Annotated in this window: 6 protein-coding genes; all 6 read right to left on the bottom strand. The window is 64.7% G+C overall.

The window, feature by feature from the left end:
- Positions 1-385: 385 nt before the first annotated feature.
- Entirely contained in the window at positions 386-1,765 is a 1,380-nt protein-coding gene (locus tag YH3_RS19800; RefSeq protein WP_020908630.1) for a HAMP domain-containing sensor histidine kinase, read from the bottom strand.
- Positions 1,766-1,830: 65 nt separating this feature from the next.
- Complete coding sequence (locus YH3_RS19795) at positions 1,831-2,517, bottom strand: response regulator transcription factor (RefSeq protein WP_003946387.1); 687 nt, start codon at positions 2,515-2,517, stop codon at positions 1,831-1,833.
- Between the two features lie 70 nt (positions 2,518-2,587).
- Positions 2,588-3,199, bottom strand: a complete 612-nt coding sequence (locus YH3_RS19790) for a trimeric intracellular cation channel family protein (protein ID WP_003946409.1) — start codon at positions 3,197-3,199, stop codon at positions 2,588-2,590.
- An 18-nt stretch (positions 3,200-3,217) separates the two neighbouring features.
- Positions 3,218-3,391 (bottom strand): 50S ribosomal protein L32, encoded by a 174-nt coding sequence (gene rpmF, locus YH3_RS19785; protein WP_007727540.1) that lies wholly within the window; start codon positions 3,389-3,391, stop codon positions 3,218-3,220.
- On the bottom strand, positions 3,391-3,645 hold the full coding sequence (locus YH3_RS19780; RefSeq protein ID WP_003946367.1) for a type B 50S ribosomal protein L31: 255 nt from the start codon (positions 3,643-3,645) through the stop codon (positions 3,391-3,393). The genes rpmF and YH3_RS19780 overlap by 1 nt, the downstream gene beginning before the upstream one ends.
- On the bottom strand, positions 3,642-4,025 hold a 384-nt coding region (locus tag YH3_RS19775), incomplete at its 5' end, for a GTP-binding protein (protein WP_193777171.1). The genes YH3_RS19780 and YH3_RS19775, both read right to left, overlap by 4 nt.

Below are 4,025 nucleotides of genomic sequence, written 5' to 3'. Positions count from 1 at the left end.
CTGCTGAGGCGCCTGCCCCTGAGGCTGCTGCGGCGGCACGGGGGGCTGTGCCTGAGGTGCCGTCGGCTGTGCTTGAGGTGCTGTCGGCTGCGCCTGGGTGGTGGGTTCGCTGTTGGGCTGCTCGGGCCGGGTCGGCCCGACGTTACGGTCCTCGGTCATCGGCTCGCTTTCGTCTACGGTGACCACCGGACGGGCAGTCACAACTGTTCTGCCGACAATGCTGCCTTGCGCTGCTGAGAAGGCGCTGAGACGTGCCTGTCACTTTACCCAGAGTTCGACGTGAAAAACCGGTGTTGTCGGTTCGGCCCGAAAGACTTTCGGGCCGAACGCATTAAGCCGTGACGTCAGTCACCGAAGCGCGGGACCAACGGGTCTACAGAACACGCTACTCGGCACTCGGCCCCGGTTCACCGGGAAGCACGATACGAACAAGCGCTCCCCCACGATCGGATTCGTCGATCGCGATGGTGCCGCCGTGCTTGACGACGACCTGACGCACAATCGCAAGTCCCAGACCCGATCCCGGCATCGAACGTGCCGCAGTCGACCGGTAGAAACGATCGAACACCAACTCCCGATCCTCCTCCGGAATGCCAGGTCCCGCATCACTTACGGTCAATTCCAACAATCCTTGACCCACCGGTCGCATTTCGACGCGTACCTGTTCGCCCTTCGGACTCCACTTCGCAGCGTTGTCGAGGACGTTCAGCACGGCACGCGACAGCCCCGCTTGATCTCCGTAGACGTACCACGGAGTGGTGACCGCCTCGAACTCGATTTCGTTGCGCCTGCGCCGCGCTCGTTCGAGCGCACGCTCGACGACGTCGCTGACGTCGACGCGCTCGTACACGGTTTCGGGTGCGTCTTCACGGGCCAGGTCGACGAGGTCGCCGACCAGAGTCGACAGTTCCTCGATCTGCGCGACGACGTCGGCACGAAGTTCTGCCATGTCCTCGTCGGGAATCTGCGGCGCACCGGGGCGACTGGACGCGATCAGCAATTCCATGTTGGTGCGCAACGAAGTCAACGGCGTCCGCAACTCGTGTCCGGCGTCCGCGACGAGGCGCGACTGACGCTCACGGGACTCGGCGAGCGCCCGCAGCATCGTGTTGAAACTCTCTGTCAGGCGCGCCAATTCGTCGCTGCCGGTTACGGGGATCTGCGTCAGATCGTCGGTCCGAGCGACTCGTTCGGTGGCAGCAGTCAGCCTGGCAATGGGTCGTAAACCGGTGCGGCCCACGGTAGTACCCGCCACTGCCGCAAGTATGACGCCACACCCGCCGACCACGAAGAGCACCCAGGCCAGACGGTCCAGTACCGCAACGGTCGGCGCGAGCCGCTGACCGATCACCAAAGTGCTTCCGTCATGGGTTCGTTGAGCCAGCACTCGCTGACCGTCGACGGTTCGCAGCGAGGAATCCGATTCACCACGCGCTACGGCGTCTTCGGCTTCACCGATCGGCACGTCGGAACCGGGCGGCTGGTACGTGCTCAGGTCCGAAAAGATCAGGGCCACACTGATGTCGGTGGTGTACAGCGTCGCACCGGAGATGTAGCGAGGATCGAATCGCACGACATTGCTGTCGATCAGCACCGCTGCCCTGGTACGCAACTGGTGATCGACGTCCGCGTAGAGCGCACGCGAAACCACCGCGTAGGCAGCGATCGCCATGACTGCGACGGCAATGGCCACCACCGACGCGGCGAGCAGCGTCACACGCCAACGTAATGACACCGAACGGGTCAGTGGCATCGGCGGGCGCATTTCGACGGACGCTTGGGTGGTGGAGGATTTCTTCGGTTCGGCGTTCTTGCCGAACGGAGCGGTGATCACGGAGGCGTCTCCCGCAGGACGTATCCGACTCCGCGGACGGTGTGGATCAACCTCGGTTCGCCGTCGGCTTCCGTCTTGCGACGCAGGTAGCCGACATACACCTCGAGGGCATTGCCGGACGTCGGGAAGTCGTATCCCCACACTTCTTCGAGAATGCGTCCACGGGTCAGCACGCGGCGTGGGTTGGCCATGAGCATTTCGAGGAGGGAGAACTCGGTGCGCGTCAGGCTGATCGATCGTTCGCCGCGCTTGACCTCACGGGTGACCGGGTCGAGGGTGAGGTCCTCGAACGCCATCATTTCGGAATCGGCGTCCAGATCGGGCGCGGTGCGGCGAAGTAGTGCACGCAACCTGGCAAGCAACTCTTCCAAAGCGAAGGGCTTGGGCAGGTAGTCGTCCGCTCCGGCATCGAGACCGGCCACTCGCTCGCTGACCGAATCGCGGGCGGTGAGCACGAGGATGGGCAGGTCGTCGCCGGCACTGCGAAGACGACGGCACACTTCGAGTCCGTCGAGTCGCGGCATCATGACGTCGAGCACGACGGCGTCGGGCCGGTTGGCGAGGATCTTCTCGAGTGCGTCGAGCCCGTCGACCGCGAGCTCGACCGTGTAGCCGTTGAAGCTGAGCGACCGCCGAAGCGACTCGCGAACCGCCCGGTCGTCGTCGACCACCAAAATACGCATACCGACAGTTTGGACTGAAGTGCTGAGATGCGGCTGAGAGGGTCCGATTCCGGCCTCCGGCGTGTCGCGGTCAGTCCCGGGTTCGCCTCGGCCCGGGCAGGCTCCAATGACGCCATAACGCAAGCAGTCTGAACACCGCGGCGAACGCTGTGCCGCACACCAGCGCGGCGTTGGTGGACAGTCCGGCTTGCGAGACTGTGACCACCAACGCAGCGCCGAGCAGTGCGGGAACCGCGTACAGGTCCTTGTGCAGGAGCAGTGGCACCTCGTTGACGAGAACGTCGCGGATCACGCCGCCGCCGATCGCCGCGGTCGCACCGATCAACGTCGCCGCCAGCGAACTGGCGTTGTTGTCCAGCGCGATGACGGCGCCGGTGCTCGCGAACAAGCCCATCCCCAGTGCGTCGAGCGCCAGGATTTCACGACGCAGTCGATTGAGCGGCTCGTGGAGGTAGAACACGGCGAGTGAGGTGGCGGCGGCCGTTCCGAAGTACGGCCAACTGCTCAGAGAGCTGGGCGGATGGACGCCGAGGAGAACGTCGCGGACGATACCGCCGCCGATGCCGGTGAACACACCCACCGAGCACACCCCGAAGATGTCGAGTCGCTTGGTGACGCCCACCAGGGCACCCGAGGCCGCGAACGCCACGATGCCCACCAGTTCGAGGATCCTCAGCAGCACCGGCCAAGGATCGCACGGTCAGATGCGGCTCGGGTCGATCACCCCGAGCCGAACTGCTTTGACCAGTCGCCGAGGCACCCGGTGGGTCTGGCCGAAGGCCGTGACCTCGACCAGATCGGGCGCCGTCGCCTTCCACTGGGCACGACGGCTGCGCGTGTTGGAACGGGACATCTTCCGCTTGGGAACGGCCATCAGAGTGCCTTGCGCTTTCCGTAGCGCCGCTCGAACTTCTCGACGCGTCCGGCGGTGTCCATCACACGTTGCGCTCCGGTCCAGAACGGGTGAGAGTCGCTCGTGACGTCGACGACCAGCAGCGGGTACGTGCCACCGTCTTCCCATTCGACGGTGCGCTCACTCGTCACGGTCGATCGGGTCAGGAAGCTCTTGCCGGTGCTGGCGTCCTGGAAGACCACCGGGTGGTAGTCGGGGTGCATCTGCTTCTTCATTCGTTTCCCTCTCGCGTTGATTCGGTTTCGGCATAAGGTGATTCGGATTCGTCACACGGGTCTTCGTGAAACTCGCCGAACGGGTCTTCCCACGTTGCCCACGACGCTTCGTCCGCCAATTCGTCGTCGGTGACCAAGGCGTGCTGCAGTGTTCGGTCGATCTCGAGCGGGTTCGCACCGCAGGTCAGAACGACCATCGAGGTGTCGCGATCACCGAAACGCTCGTCCCATTTCAGAGCCGCGAGGGCACGGCGCTCGGCCGGAACGCGCTCTCGTTGCTCCGGCGTCATCGCGGCCAGCCAGGTGTCTGCGCTCGCAACCCGCAAGCCACCGCCGGCCGATTCGAGCCAGAGCGCTTCACCCGGTTGCGTCGCCACCCA

The organism is Rhodococcus sp. YH3-3, assembly GCF_001653035.1.
Lineage (GTDB): Bacteria > Actinomycetota > Actinomycetes > Mycobacteriales > Mycobacteriaceae > Rhodococcus_F > Rhodococcus_F qingshengii.
The sequence above is the reverse complement of the archived record's forward strand: the minus strand, read 5'-3'. Positions and strand labels throughout refer to the sequence as shown.

What these genes read in the sequence shown, in the direction of transcription:
- YH3_RS19800 (WP_020908630.1), bottom strand. Translation starts at nt 1,765, where the DNA reads ATGCGCCCGCCGATGCCACTGACCCGTTCGGTGTCATTACGTTGGCGT.
- YH3_RS19795 (WP_003946387.1), bottom strand. Translation starts at nt 2,517, where the DNA reads ATGCGTATTTTGGTGGTCGACGACGACCGGGCGGTTCGCGAGTCGCTT.
- rpmF (WP_007727540.1), bottom strand. Translation starts at nt 3,391, where the DNA reads ATGGCCGTTCCCAAGCGGAAGATGTCCCGTTCCAACACGCGCAGCCGT.
- YH3_RS19780 (WP_003946367.1), bottom strand. Translation starts at nt 3,645, where the DNA reads ATGAAGAAGCAGATGCACCCCGACTACCACCCGGTGGTCTTCCAGGAC.